This window comes from Bradyrhizobium roseum, from assembly GCF_030413175.1.
Lineage (GTDB): Bacteria > Pseudomonadota > Alphaproteobacteria > Rhizobiales > Xanthobacteraceae > Bradyrhizobium > Bradyrhizobium roseum.
On record NZ_CP129212.1, the window covers coordinates 5,477,697 to 5,495,099 of the forward strand.

Genomic DNA, 17,403 nt, shown 5'->3' on the forward strand with positions numbered 1-17,403 from the left:
TCAAGGGCCAGACCTCATAAAGGCATTGCCGTCGAGCTATCAGTCCGGCAGGAGGATGTCGAGGGTTCGCCCGGCAACGCGTCCGCACCGTTACAACCAGACAGAGATCGCCCGTTGATTCCAGCGGCGGAAACCGCCAATTTGCGCACTCTCGAACCACGGGGCCAATTCCCCAGCAAGCACCGAAGTGAAACCGTGACAGCAGATTACATCCCGTTCAACCTGCCCCATGCCACCGGCAAGGAGGTGGTCTATGCCGCCGAGGCGCAGCGCAACCATCATCTCTCTGGCGACGGGACCTTCACCAAGCGCTGTCATCAATGGATCGAGGAACGGACCGGTTGCGCCAGGGCGCTTCTGACTCATTCCTGCACCTCGGCGCTGGACATGGCGGCACTGCTGCTCGACATCAAAAGCGGCGACGAGGTGATCCTGCCTTCCTACACCTTCGTATCGACCGCCAACGCGTTCGTGCTGCGCGGCGCGGTTCCGGTGTTCGTCGACATCAGGGAGGACACGCTCAACCTCGATGAACGGCTGATCGAGGACGCGATCACGACGCGGACCCGCGCGATCGTCCCGGTGCACTACGCCGGCGTCTCCTGCGAAATGGATTCGATCGCGGCCATCGCCCGGCGTCATGGTCTGCGAATCGTCGAAGACGCCGCGCAGGGAATCATGGCCGGATACAAGAACCGAGCGCTCGGCGCGATCGGCGATCTCGGCAGTTTCAGCTTTCACGAAACCAAGAACATCATCTCCGGTGAAGGCGGCAGCCTGATGGTGCGGGATAAAGAGTTCGCGCAGCGCGCCGAGATCATCCGGGAAAAGGGCACGGATCGCGGCCGGTTTTTCCGCGGCGAGGTCGACAAATACACCTGGCAGGACGTCGGCTCGTCATTTCTGCCGAGCGAGATCACCGCGGCCTTCCTGTGGGCGCAACTCGAAGAGGCGGAGCGGATCACGCGCGAACGGATGGACATCTGGCGCCGCTATCACGCCATGCTGGCCCCGATCGAGCAGTCGGAGCTGCTTCGCCGGCCGATCGTTCCGGCCGATTGCCAGCACAACGGGCACATGTATTACGTGCTGCTGGCCCCAGGCATCGATCGCCAAGCCGTGCTGCGCGAACTCAAGGGCAACGGCATCCACGCGGTGTTCCACTATGTCCCGCTGCATTCCTCGCCGGGCGGAATGCGCTTCGGGCGCGCGCACGGCGATCTCTCGTTGACGACCTCGCTGTCGGAGCGTTTGATCAGGCTGCCGATGTGGCTTGGCCTGAGCGAAGACCAGCAGCAGCGGATCTGCAACGTGCTGGGAGCGATCCTAAAAAGCTCCTAGGGTAGTATCAGAAAGCCTCCGCTTCCGTAGATGGATCCAGCGCGGTCGGTGGCGACCTGCTCTGCCGGAGGCTATGGCTTCGCGAAGGAGGCGCAACGCCCAAGGTGCTGGCCCCCCTGGCGAGCGAGAGACCGAATGCGACACCCTCGTCAGCCTCGCCCAGCGATAGAATGCAACTGACAGCCGCAGCAGGTGCCTCAGATAGCGCGCCGGGATTATTTGAGGCCGGGTGGGTTGCGCCTCCTGACGGACGAGCGGAAGATCGTCACGTTGGAAAACGTTTGGCTTCCTGCACTGGGCCCAGCTGTGAAGCTTATCAACAAGCCTGACTCCGCAAAGAACGTCAGAACTCCGAGGGTTACCTCGAATTGTTGAATGGCTTGGATTTTGACGTTCAAATCCGCATCTTTAGCGACCTGCTGCGAACGCCGTACGAGCATATCGTCATTGTTGACCGAATTCAGCACCCCGTCGCGATTGCGGATTGACTTGATCGGAAGATCTATGCTGCGCGCCCAACCACGATCCGGCTGCCGCCCGCCGGCCAACGAAGTCCGGCCAGCGTCATCCGGACTTCGGCCAGCAGGATAGCTGTGAACGCGCGATTGACGAGCGGGTTCAACTTGAACTCCCGCAAGGGATCTTTGGCCTCTTCATTACCCTTATCGAGCAGCCGGCTCGCCATCATGAGCGGGAGCAGCAGTGCGGTATAGGAGGACGAGAACAATACCTCAAATCCGTTGCGTCGCAGCTTTGCTTCCAGTTCGCCGCGTCGGTATCGGCGTTCGTGATGTGCCAAGTCGTCCGCCCGGCTCCAGAGCCAAGGATGCTGTGGCACAGCAACGATGATTCCTCCACGGGGTCGTGTCGCCACGCGAAGGCCACGCAACACCCCCTCGTCGTCGGCAATGTGTTCGATGACATCGAAGGCGCCAGTAAGATCGAACAGGCTGCTGGCTGGAATCCGGCGCGCATCCATCTGCACAAACTCTACTTCGGACGGCACGCGCTGCCGTGCATGTATGAGCGCCGACGGATGCAACTCGGAGCCCACCAGGCGTTCCCAGGAACGTGATTTCGCCATCGCGCCGATCACCGCACCATTGCCGCAGCCGATCTCGAGAAACCGACGAGCGTCGGGAAAAAATTTCGCGGCGAGACCGACAATGAGCCGATTGCGGGCGACGAACCAGAAATGTTCCGTCTCGACCTTCGCAAGGGCCGCAAGCCCGGCAGGATCGACGCCGCTGACGGTGTCAGCGAGTTCCGGTGCAAACATCGGAATTCCCCCGCCTTGCGCGGCGGCATACCCACAGCCAGAGCATCGCCAGCCAAGCGGCCAGATCGCTTCGCTCGCTGCAACCTTCTCCACGGCATTGCAGCCAAGGCATCGCCGCCCGGACGCGAACGGCCCGTTCATGCTGTCGTCGCTGTTGACCCGGACCCCCTCTGGCAAAGGCACGATATTGCGTGATTTCTTCATCGTGAAACTATAGACACTGACGGCGGGCGTGACCAGAATCGGCATTCGAGCATTTGCATCCTAAACTGCCACGGTCAAGGCGTCCGGCGGATGCTTCCAGCTTTGTTGAGCTTTCACTTGCGCATTTGCATCATCCAGTCCTGCTATATCCCATGGAAGGGTTTTTTCGACCTGATTGGCAGTTGCGACGAATATGTAATTTTTGACCGTACGCAATACGTGAAGCGGCATTGGCACAATCGCAACCGCATCAAGACGGCCAATGGCGTCGAATGGCTCACAATTCCTGTGGTCACCAAGGGCCGGTTTGACCAGGCAATCGACGAGGTCATGATCGAGAAGCCTTGGGCCGAGAAGCACTGGCGTGCGCTGGAACTTGCCTACCGGCGCGCTCCTTTCTTCGAAGCATTTTCGCCCATGGTGAAGGCTTGGTACGAGCGCGCCGAGAGGCAGACGCGGCTCACCGACGTCAACGAGCTGTTCACAAGGGAGATCGCGGGCCTGCTCGGTTTGAAGACGCGAATCGCCAGGGACGCTACGTATCCCGCCGACGGCGCGAAGACCGCAAGGCTGCTCACGATCACACAGGCTGCCGGCGCAGATCGCTATCTGAGCGGCCCGTCGGCGCGGGCCTATTTCGACGAGGCCTTGTTCGCCGCAGCCGGAATCACTACGGAATGGATGAGCTACCAAGGCTATGCGGACTATCCGCAGCTCCATGGCGGCTTCGAACACGCCGTCAGCGTGCTCGATCTGTTGTTCAACACTGGCCCCGAGGCGGCGCGCTTGATCAGGCGTCAGCCCGCAGACTGAAGCGGCTGGGCCCGTTCCCAAAGCGAACAAAAAAATCCCGGGACAAGGTCCCAAGATTTCTGTGGATACCTCGTACGATCTGACGACGATGTGGATCGCGACGCAAGCGAATGCTTACGGCTCGCCCAGATTGCTGACGACGCCGCCGGCAGCCGTCGGCGCGGTACCGAGCGAGGTGTTCCCGCGTTCGGTCGTTGCCGTATATGGCGTCTGCTCCGCTAAAGCCCGTGGTCTTGACGCCTGCACGCCAGTGCCGCCGCGTCCGCCGCAACACCCGCGGTGTTGCCGGCAAGCACAAAACATCGACACCGCACTATTTATTGCCTGTTGTGGCCGCGACACCGAACAGTTTCCAATCGACTGGGTGTTTCTCGACCGGTACGCGGTTCGGAAACGTCGCGCCGAGGCAATACCGGTCCCGCTCTTGTAGCTGATGGTGCTGTCGCGAGTGAACAACTGCGCATTGCCCGCGGTTCGCATATCGCTGAAGCCCTGCTGCGAAAACTTCAGTGATGACGCAATAAACCGCGACCGAAACCGAGGCGGCCGTCAGGATTCTGCGCCGTTGAGGCCGCGGAGCACGTGAATTTGGAGGTTGCGGAGGACCACTCTATTGGTCGCCGCGACGCTGACCCCGTTGGTGCTGGCACGTGCCGGTGAACGACGCAAAATAGTCCCTCCTTTGGCTGGAGCTTCGGTCCAGACCGTTGAAGTGAATGCAATATTCGCCCTTCCCGGAACGCCCGGCGTTCGAGCTCGCACTCCTTGGCAGGGACCAACGTTGCATCGCCTCCAGAGATTGCAATCTTGTCCATGCTAAGCAATAAAATTTCAGAAGCAAATCAAGCCGAGCGAACAACTATCTGCCGGAAGACCAAACCGCACCCGGGTTCAATTCTCGTGCATTTTTTGCGTCGCACGCTAGCCATGTTGATTCGTCGTTCCCGGCGCGTTTGCGCCCCCCGCCCACTTGCCGTATGAGAAGACCAGCCCGGCGGCTTTTCCGTGCTGCCCTCTTAAGAATATGGCAACATCACGGCGTTTTGCCGATCGCCGGCCGGTGCCGAAGGACGATGATGCAAGCGACCGAGTTGATAGCTGAAGTGCTCCGAAACAACGTTTCCATTCCGAATGGCGACACCCCGTTGTCGGAGCTCGAGGGCTGGGATTCGCTGAAGGGCGTTCGACTCGTGCTCCGGTTGGAGGAGATCGTCGGCCGGGAGCTTACGGAGGATGACATCGAGCGGCTGCAGTCGGTCGGCGACGTCGAGCGGCTCCTGAAGGCCACCTGAGAGATGACGCCGACCCGTGATCGCTGGGTAATCGTCTCGGGCGCCGGCGGCGCGCTCGGACGGGGGCTTGTGGCCCATTTCGCCGCCAAGGGCCACCCGATCCTGGCGCTCGACCGGAAATTCGAGGACGCCCCCCTCGAGCCGCCAATCGTTGCGCGCACGCTGGACCTCGCGGATGAAGTTCAGGTCAAGCAGGCCCTTGCGGATGTTGTTCCGGAAGGCGCGCCAATCACTCTCCTTGCCAACGCTGTCGGGCTGATCTGGAACGAACCGACGCTAAGCTTCAAGGGCGCGAAACTCGCAACCCACGGCGTGGAATCTTGGCGCAGGGTGATCGACGCCAATCTGACCGCCCCCTTCATCGTCGCCGCCCAGGTCGCAGCGCGAATGGTGCGGCGTGGCGGCGGCGTGATCGTCAATTTTTCCTCGATCGCCAGCGAGGGGAACGCGGGACAGGCCGCCTACAGCGCTGCCAAGGCCGGTGTCGAGGGACTGACCCACACGATGGCGATCGAGCTCGGCCCGCTCGGCGTGCGCGTGAACGCTCTGGCGCTCGGCTTCATCGATGTTACGACCACGCGCGACGCCGTCGCCGGCGAGCGCTTGCAGGGCTATGCGCAGAAAACTCCGGTCGGCCGCCTCGGACGGTTAGACGATGTCGTCAATGCGATTGAGTTCCTCGCGGCCAACAGCTTCGCGAACGGCACCGTCGTGAAGCTCGACGGGGGTTTGCGTCTGTGACGGATCTGTGGACTGCATTTGCAGGGATCGCCGATGCCGACCCGGCTGCGCCTGCTCTGATCCTGGGCGAGACGACCTGCAGCTTCGGCGAGCTGAAGACGCTAGCGGAGTGTTGCGCCGCGGCGCTTGCTGGACGCGGCGTCGTCAAGGGTGACGTGGTGGCGCTTCAGCTTCCCAAACGCCGCATCACCTACACGCTGCTGCTCGCCTGCCTGCGGCTTGGCGCCCCCTACGTATTCCTCGATCCGAAGAATCCGGCGGAACGCACCCAGCGTATCCTGGCGCAGCTTCGCCCGAAGCTTCTGTTCAGTGCGTCCGACACCGAGAACCCGTTTGGCGCGACATTGAAGCTGTCGGATGGCGACGACGCCTGGCTCGATACCCCGGCGAGAGCGCGCGGCGCGATCGCTTCATCCATCACCGGGACCGATCCGGCCTATGTCATGTTCACCTCCGGCTCGACCGGCGAGCCGAAGGGCGTGGTGATCCCGCATCAAGGCGTGCTCAGCCTAATCAAATGGGCCAAGGACGTGGTACGGGCCTCGCCGCGCGAGCGCTTCACCAGCATCAATCCGCTGCACTTCGACAATTCGGTGTTCGACGTCTATTGCGGTTTATTCAATGGCGCCGCGCTGGTACCGGTCGAGACCTCCGAGGTCAGCAATCCTGCAAGCTGGGTGAAGATCATCCGCGCCGGCAAGGCGAGCCTGATGTTCGCGGTGCCGACACTGTTCCTCATTCTCGATCAGCTCAGCCTGTTGACGCCACAGGCGCTGCCCGACCTACGCACGTTCCAGTTCGGCGGCGAAGGCTATCCGATCGGCAAGCTGCGTGAATTTCACGGCCGCTTTGCAGGAGTGGCGCGCCTGATCAATGTCTACGGCCCGACCGAGACGAGCTGCATTTGTTCGAGCATCGAGATCACGCCCGACATTCTCACCGCACCGGACAGCGAGTTCCCTACGCTCGGCAGCATGCATCCGGACTTTATATACACCATTCTCGACGATCAGCAGACGCCGGTGCCGCGCGGTGAGCCAGGAGAATTGTGGATTGGCGGCCCCTGCGTCGGACTCGGTTACTATGCCAATGCGGAAGAGACCGCTTCGCGCTTCCGCCAGGACCCGCGGCACGACCACTACCGCTCGATTTTCTACCGCTCCGGCGATCGTGTCCGCGAGGACGAGAACGGACGTCTCTGGTTCCACGGCCGGGTCGACAACCAAGTCAAGATCCGCGGCCACAGAATTGAGCTTGAGGAGATCGATCTCGCGGTACAGAGCCTGCCCGGCGTCAGACGCGCCGTCGCGGTGGTGCTCAGCGGCGCCGATGCTGATGAAATTGCGGTTGCCTATGTCGCCGACCGTATCATCCTTGCAAGAGAAGTATTGGAGCGCTGCCGGCAGACGCTTCCGGCCTACATGTGTCCTACGAAGATCGTGCAGCTCGACGAATTGCCGCGCAATGCCAACGGCAAGGTCGACCGCAAGGCCGCGCGCGCGTATCTCGAGCAGATGGCCTAAGCGATGAAGCTCTCGATCGTCACCACGCTGTACAGGTCTGCCGCCCATGTCGCGGAGTTCCACCGGCGCGCCAGCGAAGCCGCGCGCCGCGTCACCGACGACTACGAGATCGTGATGGTCGACGACGGCTCACCCGACAACTCGCTCGATCTCGCCTGTGCGCTTGCCGACACCGATCTGCACCTGCGTGTCGTCGAGCTGTCGCGCAATTTCGGCCATCACAAGGCGCTGATGGCCGGCCTAGATCACGCGCGCGGCGAACTGTGCTTCCTGATCGACAGCGATCTTGAGGAGGATCCGGGCCTGCTAGGCTCCTTCATCGACAAGATGCAGGCAACCGACTGCGACGTCGTCTATGGCTTCCAGGAGCGGCGCAAGGGCGATGCCTTCGAGAGCGCCGGCGGCCGGATTGCCTGGTACTGGATCAACAAGCTCTATTCTATCGACATTCCCCAGAACCAGTGCACGGTACGGCTGATGCGCCGCGAATATGTGGACGCCCTGCTCCTTCACCGCGAGAGCAACACCGTGATCGGCGGGCTCTGGGTCATCACCGGATTTCGCCAGACCGGCAGCGCGATCAGCAAGGGGCATCGCAACGACACCACATATTCGCCGCGGCTGCGGCTCGGCACACTCGTCAACGGCATTACCTCGTTCAGCACCGTTCCCTTGAACTTGATGGTCATGTTCGGCATGACGATCGCGATGATCTCGTTTGCATTCGGCATCGTGGTCATTCTGGAGAAGCTGATCCGCAACACCGCCGCAGGCTGGGCCTCCCTGATCGTCTCGATCTGGTTCATGGGCGGTATCATCGTGCTCTGCCTCGGCGTAATCGGCATCTACGTGTCGCGCATTTTCGTGGAAACCAAGAACCGTCCCTACGTCATCGTTCGCAGGATTCACCAGAGATCTCAATCATGACCACCGAGAAGATCGATCCCGCCCGCGCGGCCTATCAGAGCCGGGAAGAGGGGCATTGGACGGAGCTCAAGGGCATCCTGGATGATGGACATATCTCGCTGCCGGAAACGCTGATCAACTATCCCGCCTTCGTCCGACGCCGCGAGCTGACGCGCCTTCTGGCGGACTATGACCTGTTCCGCCTGATCCAGGATCTGCCCGGCTCCATCGTCGAGCTCGGCGTGTTCCTCGGCGCCGGCCTCTTCACCTGGTCGAAGCTGCTCGAGACGTTCGTTCCCGCCGACCGCTCGCGAAAGGTATTCGGTTTCGAGAGCGGCGGCGGCTACCAGGACTTTGCGCCGGAGGACGGCGATCCCCGGCCCTGGATCGAGAGCGTCGTTGGCCGCAAGGAGGTTCCGGACGGCTATCTCGACCGAATGGTAAAGCTGACCAACCAGGACAATCTGCTGCCCGGCGTCGAGCGCTGCCGCGTTATCTCCGGCGACATCCTCCAGACCGTCCCTACGTTTGCCGCCGGCAACCAAGGCACGCGGCTGTCGATGATCTTTTTCGACGTGAACCTGTACAAGCCGACGCTGACGGGATTCCGCGCACTTTATCCGCTGCTTGTGCCCGGCGGTGTGGTCGCTATGAACGGCTTTGGCACGCCGCCTTGGCTCGGCGAAACCACCGCCTTCGAGCACTACTTCAAGGAAATCGGGCAGCCCCTGCCCCGCGTACGCAAGTTGTCGTACTCGATCAGGCCCGGCGGCTATTTCATCAAGTAATAGCCGGGAACGCCCAAGGAATGGCGATGACAACCAAGGTTCTGCTGTTCACCTCGCAGGACATCGGCAACGATGTCTTCTCCTATCTGCACGCGCGCGACGACATCGACCTCACCGTCGTGACCCAGCGCACCCAGCGCGACGAGATCTACGGCTATCGGGCGACGCTCGATCTCTGCCTGGAAAAAGGCGTGACGGCGCTGACGCCGAAAGCGATCGACAACGCGTTTCTGACGCAGGTCGAGGCCATGGCGCCGGATCTGATCATCTGCGCCTACTATCCCCGCATCTTCCCGCGCCGTCTCCTGAAGATACCGCCACTTGGCTGCGTCAACGTGCATCCCGGCCTGCTCCCGCACTATCGCGGCACCTTCCCGACGCCATGGTGCATTCTCAACAACGAGAAGGAGATCGGCGTCACACTGCACTACATGGACGAAGGGATCGATACCGGCGACATCCTGGTGCAGCAGCTTCACCCGATCGGGCCCGACGAGACCGGACACGAGCTCTACAAAAGATCGATGACGCTCTGCGCCGATCTTCTGATCGAGAATGTCGACAAGCTCCTACGCAAGGAGCTGACGGCGCACAAGCAGCCCGCCGGCGGCTCCTACTACAACAGGATCGCACTGCAATACCGCATCGACTGGCATCAGCCGTGCTCGGAAATCCGCAATCAGATCCGCGTGCACGCAAAGCCGTATTTTCCGGCTTACGCTTTTCTCCTGAACAAGTGCGTGACCATCAACAAGGCGTCGTTCATCGATCTCGAAGACTATCGCGCCCAGGGCTCGGGCACGATCTGCAAGGTCTTCGAGAACATGAATTTCGTCGTGTCCTGCGTCGACGGCTGCCTCCTGATCGAGGACTACGATCTGTTTCCGATCCTGCGGCCCGACGACGTCGCACTGCACATCCGCCCCGGCAACCGGTTCTGACGTACACCATGACAGACGAGCAAAAAAAAGCCTCCGCTGCGATCGACGGCACCTACGGTGCCTTCTACCAGCAGCGCAACCCGATACATGTCTATCCGGTCGAGTTCGTCGTCCGCGCCTTTCTAGGCAATTATCCGCGGCACAAGACCGATGCGGCGAGCTACCGGGGGAAGCGCGTACTCGATCTCGGCTGCGGCGACGGCCGCAACATGCCCCTGCTCCATAATCTCGGAATGGAGATCCACGGCACCGAGATCTCGCAGGAGATCTGCGACCTCACCGCTGCGCGGATGAAGAACCTCGGCATCGACCCGAACCTGAAGGTCGGGCGCAATCACGCCCTGCCCTACCCCGACGGTTTCTTCGACATCGTGCTCGCCTGCCACGCCTGCTACTACATCGACCCCGGAACGCGCTTCTCCGACAATGTGAGCGAGATCGCCCGCGTCATGCGCGGCGGCGGTTCCTTCGTGTTCTCCGCTCCGATCGGCACGACCTATGTGCTGCGGGGCGCGAAGAATCACGGCGACGGCCATATGGAGATTGCCGCCGATCCCTACGGCCTGCGCAACGGTTACGTGCTCAAGAAGTTCGACCATGAATCCGAGATCGCAGCCACGCTCTCGCCGGCGTTCACCGGCTTCGAAATTGGCTCGTGCCGCAACGATTTCTGGGGTATCGAGGAGCATGTCTGGACGGTGGCCTGCCGGAAGGCACGCTGATTTCGAGACATCTAACCTGGACATCTGACCATGCCTTTGTATTCAGGCGAAGAGCGGCCGCGCCGCATCGTGATCTTCGGGACCGGCCAGGGCGCCGACACGGCCCGCCGCTATTTTGAATGGGACACGTCACACGAGGTCGCTGGCTACGTCGTCGATCGCGAATTTCTCACCGCGCGCGAATTCAACGGCCGCCCAGTAGTCGCTGTTGACGAGGCCTTCGGCCGCTTTCCGCCGAGCGTATTCCTCGCCTTCGTCCCGCTCGGCTCGAATCGCATGAACCTGCTGCGGGCCGAGAAGTACAAGCTTTTGAAGTCGCTCGGCTACCGCTTCATCTCCTATATACACGGCTCGAACAAGCTCGCCGGGCATTGCGAGATCGGCGAGAACTGTTTCATCCTGGAAAACCAGTCGGTCAATTTCGACACCGTCATCGGCGACAATGTCGTGATCTGGAGCGGCTGCCAGATCGGCGACCGCAGCCGCATCGGCAACCACGCCTTCCTCGCCGCCCATGTCGTGCTCAATGGCGACGTCACGATCGGCGAGTACGCCTATCTCGGCAGCAACTGCAACATCTCCAACAGCGTCCATGTCGGCCAGCAGTCGTTCATCGGCGCCAACGCGCTGATCACGCAGGATACGGCGGAGCGCGCGGTTCACGTCGTCGAGGCGACGCCGGCCGCCGGCATCGATAGCCTGCGCTTCATCAAGCTGCTCAAGAACCATCACTAGGACGGAATGATCATGGCCGAGCACTACGAGCGACTGGGATTGGTCTATGGCCCGACCGGCGCGAGTTGGCATCGCTCGCACTGCCAGAACCCGTTCGTGCAGCAGCTTTCACCGACACGCCATCGCGTGCACTTCGCCGCGCGCGACGACAAGAACCGCTCGCAGGGCGCGTGGGCTAGTATCGAGGTCACAGGTTCCGGGCTGGCTGTGAAGGAGGCCGCGCCTGCGCCCTCGCTCACGCTCGGCCGGCTCGGCGCGTTCGACGATTGCGGCGCGATGCCAGGCAGCATCGTGACGCATCAGGGACGGCTCTTGATGTACTACACCGGCTGGACGCTGGCGCGCGCCGTGCCTTTCACCTTCTTCATCGGCGCGGCGGAGTCGCGCGACGGCGGCCAGACCTTCCAGAAGGTGTCGGAGGCACCTGTCCTCGGCCGCAATCACCACGATCCGTTCCTGGCCGGCGCGCCCTGGGTGATCGCGGAAAACGGCCGCCTGCGCATGTGGTACATCTCCGGCACCGAATGGGTGCCGGGTGCGACCGAGAACGAGGCGCCGACGCACTACTACTCGATCAAGCACGCGGTGAGCGACGACGGCATCGTCTGGCAGGTCAACGACCGGCTCTGCCTGCCTTATCTGGAGAACGAGCACGCGATTGCCCGGCCCGTGGTGATGAAGGTCGACGGCGGATACCACATGATCTATTCGGCGCGCCGGCTCGGCGAGACCTATCGCATCTATAGCGCGACGTCGGCCGATGGGCTGTCATGGGAGCGCGACAGCCGACCGATGATCGAGGTTGCGCCCTCTGGGTGGGACTCCGAGATGGTCTGCTACGGCAGCCGCCTGGAAACGCCGCAGGGCAATTTCCTGCTCTACAACGGCAATGCCTATGGCAAGGACGGTTTTGGCGCCGCACGCCGGACCTGATCTGCGCGGGCGCCCGCCTGATGCGTGTCGTCAGGTGAGAAGCAGATGGTCGAGATGCAGGCCGGCCAGATACTCGGCCAGCGTCGGAACACCGGCGTCGTGGGGCTGCTCAGCGACTGCTCCAGCGCCGAGCGTCGACTGGCTCGGGGGAGGCATTGTGTCCGGCGGTTCAGGCCGATGAGCTGTAGAGCCGCCGCCGGACTCCGCCAGGAAAACGAAGTTATCCCCGTGCGTCACCGCGGCGGCCGTACCTGACGACGCCTGCGGCGCGGAGTGAACACCGGTGAATCCGTCGCCGTTCAAGTCCTGTTGGAAAATCGTCTCATAGGATTGCAGGGTGCTGCTGCTGCCGGAGACGGCGCCGGTCAGGAAGGCGGTGAAGTTGCCGTTGCTGTCGGTGCTCCAGATCGAGAACTGGCCGGTGCTCGAGTCCTTCCATGCGACGTCGTAACCGCTGCCCGTCTGCTCGGCCGCAACCGGCAACCAGGTTCCGGCCTGGCCGACAACGACGGGCGCTCCACCCATCTTCAATGACGGGCCCGATCCGCTCGTATTGAGGAAATAGTTGCTTCCACTCACGACGAGGCTGGTCGAACCGGCCGCTTCGATCACGGTCGGCGGCAGCCCGATCGTGCCGTTGCCGTTCAGGTCCTGATGGAAGGTGTTTTCGAGGTTCTCCAGCGTCGTGCTGGTGCCTGACACCGCGCCTGTCAGGTAGGACGTGAAATTGCCGTTGCTGTCGATGGTCCAGATCGAGAACTGGCCGGAGCCGGAGTCTTTCCACGCGACGTCGTAGCCGCTCTCCGTCTGTTCCGCCCCGACCAGCGACCAGGTGCCGGCCTGGCCGGCCACAACGGCCGCGCCACCATACTTCAGAGTGGGACCGGTGCTGGTTCCGTTCGCATAGACAGCATAGTTGCTTCCGACCAGCGCGAGCGTCGTCGAGCCGAACGACTCGATCACGACCGAGCTCGGCGCGGCCGGCACGCCGATCGTGCCGTCACCGTTCAGGTCCTGATGGAAAGTGTTTTCGAGATTTTCCAGCGTTGTGCTGATGCCGGAGACGGCGCCGGTCAGGTAGGACGTGAAATTGCCGTTGCTGTCGACGGTCCAGATCGAGAACTGCCCGGAGCTAGCATCCCTCCACGCGACGTCATAGCCGCTTCCGGTCTGCTCAGCCGCAATCGGCGTCCAAGGCGCTGCCGCCCCCACCACCACGGCGGAGCCGCCATATTTCAGCGTTGGTCCCGTGCCGCCGCCGGAGGGATTGAGTGCATAGTTGTTTCCAATCACGGTAAGGCAGGTGTTCCCGTATGCCTCGACCGTAACCGGCGTCGAGTAAACGCCGATCAGATCGGCCGGGCTGATCGCAACATTGCCGGTTAGATCGACCGCGAAATCGGCGACCCCGTCGCCGTTGGTATCGCCCTGCAGGGTGGTGACGCCGGTCGAGCTGTTGTAGAAATAGTTGAGTTCGCCGGCCACGCCATGGAAGGCGGCGGTGGCGATGAACTTGAACTGATCGTAGCTGCCGCTGCTGCTGATCGCATCGAACCCGCTGAGGTCGATGTAGTCTGTACCGGATACGAAGTCGGTAATGCGGTCGCGCTGGCCGCTTGCGGCCGAACTGTTGCCGAGCAGGAACACGAAGGTATCGCCGCTGCTGCCGCCGGTCATGTTGTCGACGCCGGCGCCGCCGATCAGCGTGTCGTTTCCGGCGCCGCCCGTCAGCGTATCGGCGCCGCCGCCGCCTGAAAGCGTAGAGCCGGTGTTGCTTGCGATGAGGTGGTCGTTGCCGCTGCCGCCGATGGCCTTCTCGATCACCGCGTTGAGCGCCAACCCGATATTGTTGGTCAGGCCGCCGACCGAGGAAAACGCACCCGCGTTCAGGTCGATGGTCTGCGCCGCGGAATAGCCGGAGCAATCGAGCGTGTCGTTGCCGCCGCTGTCATAGATCGTCAGCGCCGGCGCCAGGCTGTAGGCGGCGAAATTGAACACCGCGCCGGCATTGCTGTTGAAGCCATAGACGGTGTCGCCGGTTCGCGTCGAGGTCGCCGTGCCGTACATCAACCCCACGGCGTAGATGTCCGCCATCTGCGGCGTTACCACGTAGCGGTACGAACTTCCGGAATAGTTCGGCTCCGAGAAGTACGACATAATGGAATATTGCCAGGTGTCGTTGGCATAGACCGCGTTTGTCGAATAGGACGCGCTGCCATTGTACGGCCCCTGGTGGCCGAGGCCGAGTGCGTGTCCGACTTCGTGGACGTAGGTCTGGTAGCCGTAGCTGTCGATGCCTGTCTTGCCGTCATTCGCGCCGCCGTCGGTGGTGATCCAGTCCGAGCTGATATTGACAGTCTGGCTGATGATCGCGCCGCCGCCCGACCAGGAACCGCTGGCATAGGCCTGCATCGTGCCGTTGTGGGTGAAGGTGATGTTGGCGGCGCCGGAGGTCTGGACGAAGCTGATGTTCGCGACGTCGGACCACGCCTGCAACGCCGTCAGCGCCAGAAACTGCTCCGACGTATTCAGTCCGGTGATGTTGTAAGTGATGGTGTTTGACGCCCAGTGATGGGAGATAGTGGAGTTGTATTGCCAAAAGCCGTTGACGAGGTAATCGGCAAGCATCGCGATCGAGCCCACCGGCTTGCTGGCTGCTACCACTAGGGAAAACGAACTGCTGGCATCGGCCAGCGGGAAAGGATCGCCGTCATCGACAAAGATTGTGTCGGGTGCAGACGCCGTCGGGCCCGCCCCAGCATCGGGCGTCTGGAAGATCCAGATGTCACCGTTAAGCAGACCGTTCTTCTTCATCAATCGAACCCGTCGGGTTGCGGGGAATTGTGGCGCAGCCGGAGGCTAGAACCGCCTTGTTAACGCTTGTTTATCAACCGGTCGTTCTGGGCCTCGCTGCACGACGCGAGAGGCCCTTAACCCCGGGCGTCCGTGTTTTGCAGGGTTAATTCTGGCCGTCCTGTGCCGGAATCGACCCAAATACGGCACTTTTTTGCCTGCAAGGCCGCCCCAAGCATCGAACAAGCCGGAAATCGGCGCCAAGTCGTTTAAACTAGACAAGTCTGCCAATTCCCACACGAAAATCGAAAAAGGAGGAATTTCAACCCCTTTCGGCAAAACGCCCGTAGGCCCTGCTTCTGCTTCACTGACTTTGATCACCGCCCCGCTCGCTCGCAAGGAGTGATACGCTTCGTACCAAAATCATTGTATTTCCGGAGGGGGAGAGCGGTCGAGTACTTCGACCTTCGGCCCTTCCAGCACGTCGAGCGCGTAGTTTTCGATGAGCAGCGGGCCACGCTTGCGCTGCACCTCGCCCACTCGTTTGATGCGATTAAACCTGTCCTTGAGATAAAGCGCATCGGCGAGCAAAGCCGGATACACGTACAACAGCTTGCCCGCGAGTTGGGCCGCATCGGGTTCGGGCATGTTGACCCAGCGGATGCGCTGGCTGTGCTGCGCGAAGCAGGTGCCTTTCGGCAGATAGAAGGCGAGCCAGGCCGTGGTGCCGTAGTCCGGCGCCAGCACGCACGTCGCGCCGGCACGCGCCCGCGCCGCCTCGATGGCATCGGCCGTTTCGCGCCAGCCGACGCCGACGCTGCGCACCGTGGCGTCGCGACGATAGCCTGACAGCACGCCGGTGTTGGCCTGCACGACCAGCAACGCGAACATCACGACACCCCCGGGCAGCGCCCAGCGCCGGGAAAAGTCGACCAGACGCTGCCAGCGTGGCGGCCATTCGACCAGATGCGCGGCGACGGCGGCGGCGACGGCAAACGCCGGATAGATCGGCGCGAACCAATTGGCCTCGACACGGGCATGCAGCGAGTGCCAAACGAAATAGGCGACGATGACCCAGAACATCGTGTTGACAAGCACGCGCGCCGGCATTGCGCCGGCACGCCGCGCATACAGTGCGTAGATCCCCATCACGCCCAGGATCCATACCAGCGGCGTCGCAAAGGCAATCTGCGTTGGAATCAGTTCGGCGATGTAGGCCGGACGGAAATCCTGGATCGTCGCCCGCCCCATCTGCTTGATGAACGAGACCCAGCCATGCTCGGCATTCCAGAGAATAACGGGGGCGAACAGCAGCAGCGCGACAAGGCCGCCAAGATACAGCCAGGGCGAACCCAGCCAGCGTCGCAAACCGGGAACGGCGACCAGCCAGATCAGGATCGCTGGTCCGAAGAACAGCGCGGTGTATTTCGACAGCAGCGCGCAACCGGCGGCGGCGCCGACCGCAAGCCACCAGGCGCCGTTGCCGGTCTGCAGCACCTTGGCGAGCGCGAACAGCAGGAAGCTGGACGCCACCAGCAGCGGCGCGTCCGGTGTCACGATCATGGTGCCGACCGCGGCCATCAACGTGATGTTGAGCAGGATCGCCGACGAGGCGGCGACGCGCCGGCTGCCGAACAGGATGGCCGCGGCCTGATAGATCGCCCAGCTCATCGGCAGCGCCAGCAGGATCGACACCAGCCGCACGCCGAACTCGCTGTCGCCTGCGATCAGCGTACCGAGCCGGATCACCACCGCGACCATCGGCGGATGATCGTAGTAGCCGCCGGCCAGATGCTTCGACCACGTCCAGTAATAGGCTTCGTCGAAGGTGATCGGCGTAAAAGCCGCTGCCACCAGCCGCAGCGCGACCAGTGCGAGTATCGTTAGGGCAGTGGTGTGGACGAGCCGCGCCTCGTTTGGGTTCATTTCCCGGTCATCGCTTGCGCCAGACGCGCAGCCCAGATATCGCGTAGTTCCAGACCTCGCCGCCATAAACTCCGGCCGCTCGCAGTCATGAAACATTGTTGCGTTCGTTGAACGGCGGGCCGGATTTCGGAGCTTGGCCGAAAGGTCACACTCATAAGAGCCAGCGTATATCGGCGGCCCGCTGGAAAGCCAAGGTGCCTTCAAGGACAGTAATGGGTCGGACGAAATGAGGTTGCGCGCCCATTCTAAATGTGAATCGCTCCCCCAACCCGCTTTGAACCACTTGAATTGCCAGCGATCCCGCCCCCTCCGCATGGCCCGCCCGCGGCCACCGCTGCAAGCCGGGTCATGCGGTGACAGCGCGCGGATGCCGTCTCCAAAAGCGTTTTGAGCTGCGCGGGGCCGCGTGTTAACGAAGCTGGACCTCTCCCGCCGGTGCGGAAGAGGAGCTGCTGAAACAGGTGCT

General features: G+C 62.2%; 14 protein-coding genes. 11 read left to right on the forward strand and 3 right to left on the reverse strand.

Going from position 1 to position 17,403, the window contains the following annotated elements; genetic code table 11:
* Positions 1-195 precede the first annotated feature (195 nt).
* Positions 196-1,341 (forward strand): dTDP-4-amino-4,6-dideoxygalactose transaminase, encoded by a 1,146-nt coding sequence (gene rffA, locus QUH67_RS26000; protein ID WP_300942222.1) that lies wholly within the window; start codon positions 196-198, stop codon positions 1,339-1,341.
* A 502-nt stretch (positions 1,342-1,843) separates the two neighbouring features.
* Here rffA and QUH67_RS26005 read toward each other — a convergent pair.
* On the reverse strand, positions 1,844-2,869 hold the full coding sequence (locus QUH67_RS26005; protein ID WP_300942223.1) for a class I SAM-dependent methyltransferase: 1,026 nt from the start codon (positions 2,867-2,869) through the stop codon (positions 1,844-1,846).
* A 72-nt stretch (positions 2,870-2,941) separates the two neighbouring features.
* Between QUH67_RS26005 and QUH67_RS26010 the strand changes: the two genes are divergently transcribed.
* The 10 genes from QUH67_RS26010 to QUH67_RS26055 all read left to right on the forward strand — a co-directional run bounded on the left by QUH67_RS26010 (position 2,942) and on the right by QUH67_RS26055 (position 12,218).
* The gene (locus QUH67_RS26010; RefSeq protein WP_300942224.1) at positions 2,942-3,637 is read left to right on the forward strand and encodes a WbqC family protein; all 696 of its coding nucleotides are present in this window, start codon (positions 2,942-2,944) and stop codon (positions 3,635-3,637) included.
* Positions 3,638-4,710: 1,073 nt separating this feature from the next.
* Positions 4,711-4,929, forward strand: coding sequence for an acyl carrier protein (locus tag QUH67_RS26015; RefSeq protein ID WP_300942225.1), 219 nt, complete (start codon positions 4,711-4,713; stop codon positions 4,927-4,929).
* A gap of 3 nt (positions 4,930-4,932) precedes the next feature.
* Entirely contained in the window at positions 4,933-5,670 is a 738-nt protein-coding gene (locus tag QUH67_RS26020) for an SDR family NAD(P)-dependent oxidoreductase (protein ID WP_300942226.1), read from the forward strand.
* Positions 5,667-7,193, forward strand: a complete 1,527-nt coding sequence (locus QUH67_RS26025; protein WP_300942227.1) for an amino acid adenylation domain-containing protein — start codon at positions 5,667-5,669, stop codon at positions 7,191-7,193. The genes QUH67_RS26020 and QUH67_RS26025 overlap by 4 nt, the downstream gene beginning before the upstream one ends.
* A gap of 3 nt (positions 7,194-7,196) precedes the next feature.
* Entirely contained in the window at positions 7,197-8,120 is a 924-nt protein-coding gene (locus tag QUH67_RS26030) for a glycosyltransferase family 2 protein (RefSeq protein ID WP_300942228.1), read from the forward strand.
* Entirely contained in the window at positions 8,117-8,887 is a 771-nt protein-coding gene (locus QUH67_RS26035; RefSeq protein WP_300942229.1) for a class I SAM-dependent methyltransferase, read from the forward strand. The genes QUH67_RS26030 and QUH67_RS26035 overlap by 4 nt, the downstream gene beginning before the upstream one ends.
* A gap of 26 nt (positions 8,888-8,913) precedes the next feature.
* The gene (locus tag QUH67_RS26040; RefSeq protein ID WP_300942230.1) at positions 8,914-9,828 is read left to right on the forward strand and encodes a methionyl-tRNA formyltransferase; all 915 of its coding nucleotides are present in this window, start codon (positions 8,914-8,916) and stop codon (positions 9,826-9,828) included.
* Between the two features lie 8 nt (positions 9,829-9,836).
* Complete coding sequence (locus QUH67_RS26045; protein WP_300942231.1) at positions 9,837-10,550, forward strand: class I SAM-dependent methyltransferase; 714 nt, start codon at positions 9,837-9,839, stop codon at positions 10,548-10,550.
* Between the two features lie 30 nt (positions 10,551-10,580).
* Positions 10,581-11,285: an acetyltransferase gene (locus QUH67_RS26050; RefSeq protein WP_300942232.1), complete on the forward strand. Its 705-nt coding sequence runs from the start codon at positions 10,581-10,583 to the stop codon at positions 11,283-11,285.
* Between the two features lie 12 nt (positions 11,286-11,297).
* On the forward strand, positions 11,298-12,218 hold the full coding sequence (locus QUH67_RS26055; protein WP_300942233.1) for a glycoside hydrolase family protein: 921 nt from the start codon (positions 11,298-11,300) through the stop codon (positions 12,216-12,218).
* 30 nt (positions 12,219-12,248) lie between these two features.
* Here the strand turns inward: QUH67_RS26055 and QUH67_RS26060 are convergent, their stop codons facing one another.
* Entirely contained in the window at positions 12,249-15,032 is a 2,784-nt protein-coding gene (locus tag QUH67_RS26060; RefSeq protein ID WP_300942234.1) for a M10 family metallopeptidase C-terminal domain-containing protein, read from the reverse strand.
* Between the two features lie 402 nt (positions 15,033-15,434).
* Positions 15,435-16,937 carry a glycosyltransferase family 39 protein gene (locus tag QUH67_RS26065; RefSeq protein ID WP_300942235.1) on the reverse strand — a complete coding sequence of 501 codons (1,503 nt, stop codon included), beginning with the start codon at positions 16,935-16,937 and terminating at the stop codon, positions 15,435-15,437.
* Positions 16,938-17,403: the final 466 nt, after the last annotated feature.